At 69.3% G+C, this 1,099-nt stretch carries 2 protein-coding genes; both read right to left on the bottom strand.

Going from position 1 to position 1,099, the window contains the following annotated elements; translation table 11 throughout:
* Positions 1-690: extracellular solute-binding protein (locus AB0M20_RS45235; protein WP_364307819.1), on the bottom strand; the 690-nt coding region annotated here is incomplete at its 3' end.
* 81 nt (positions 691-771) lie between these two features.
* A partial coding sequence (locus tag AB0M20_RS45230) for a hypothetical protein (RefSeq protein WP_364307817.1) occupies positions 772-1,099 on the bottom strand: 328 nt, incomplete at its 5' end.

Here is a 1,099-nt window from a genome sequence, read left to right as displayed (position 1 = left end):
GTCGTCCAGCAGGGTGCCGCCGGCCTGGTTGAGGGTGTTGAACCAGCGGTACGCGCCGAACAGCTGGTAGTTGAAGGCGAACGGCGCGACGCCCGGGTTGGCGGCCTTGAGCTTGCGCAGCACGTCGGTGAACTGCTCCCACGTCCACGCCTGATCGAGCGAGGTCGGCACGGAGGTGATCCCGGCCTTGGCGAAGTGCGCCTTGTTGTAGACCAGCGCCGAGGTGTCGGTGTGGTGGGGCACGCCGAAGGGCTTGCCGTCGGACTGCACCGCCGACCACAAGGCCGGCAGGAACGCGTCGCCGAAGGAGTCGTCCAGGTGGTCGCTGAGATCGGCGAGCACCCCGTTCGAGGCGTAGCTGCCGACATCGGTGTAGGAGACGCGGAACAGGTCGGGCGCCTGGTTGGCCTGCAGCTGCCGGTCGACGACCGTGCGGATCTGGTCGTACGGAAGAACCTCGATCTTGATCTCGGCGCCGCGGGCGGCCTTGAAGTCGGCGGCGAGCTTCTTGAACGCGGCCGCCTCCTGGTCGTTGGCCCAGGTGGTGAACCTCGCGCTGCCGGTCAGCGGGCCGCTGCCGGCCGCGCCACCTTTCGCGTCGTCATCGCCGGACGAGCATGCGGCCAGCCATCCGGCCGTGCCGGCCGCTCCCACCGCCTTGAGCAATGTCCGCCGTCCGACCTTCGACATATCGCCACCTCCGCGCGTCCCGGGTCCGGCGTGCCGCCGCAACCGTTCTCACTATGAAGCGACGCACGAATCGACGCAACTTTAGCTCCGCACCTCCACCGAATGGCGGGGCGGTTCGCGGTAGAGCGGGTACAGCGGGCCGACGATCCGGTCGGCCACCGCGTAGGAGAACCAGGCCGGCCCGCCCAGCCGCTCCTCTGCCTCCGGTGTCAGCACCACCCGGGCCGAATGAGTGCCCGAGGGCTGCGGCTGGACCCGGACCAGGTCCAGGTCGCCGGCCAGGGCGTCCCGCACGCCCAGCTCGCCGATCCGCCCGTAGGACAAGGTCTCGACCTCCAGGCCGGTCACCACGACCTTGACGGCGACGGCGCCGTCGCCGTCAACACCATAACTCAACATGCGGTTTCTG

Origin of the sequence: Actinoplanes sp. NPDC051633, from assembly GCF_040681735.1 — a bacterium.
In the GTDB taxonomy this organism is placed as follows: Bacteria; Actinomycetota; Actinomycetes; order Mycobacteriales; family Micromonosporaceae; genus Actinoplanes.
Note: the sequence above shows the minus strand (reverse complement) of the source record. Positions and strands in the feature narration are given on the sequence as shown.